General features: G+C 62.4%; 1 pseudogene. It reads right to left on the reverse strand.

Features of this window, described 5'->3' with window-relative positions:
• Positions 1–255: pseudogene (locus AACY49_RS31650) on the reverse strand (arginine decarboxylase); the annotation flags it as partial.

The following is a 255-nucleotide window of genomic DNA, read 5'->3' on the forward strand; positions in this document are numbered from 1 at the left end:
ACGGCTCAGTCTTCTCAACCACGATGCCGCGACTGGAGAGGAAGGACGACACCAGCGGCGCGGGGATGCCACTGTTCTCCATTTGACCGTCGAGCCTCTGGCCAGGCGTCAGCACCGTGACCTTGATTGGGTCCAGCATGCAGTAGTCGGCGCCCAGGTCACCGAAGCCATGCCAGCTGGCCGCCGGTTTGAGCACCCAGGCATCGCCATGGCGTAATACTTCAGGGTCGAGTTCGGCAAAAGGCACCCCGTTGA

It is taken from the genome of Pseudomonas sp. EL_65y_Pfl2_R96, from assembly GCF_963970905.1.
Taxonomy (GTDB): domain Bacteria; phylum Pseudomonadota; class Gammaproteobacteria; order Pseudomonadales; family Pseudomonadaceae; genus Aquipseudomonas.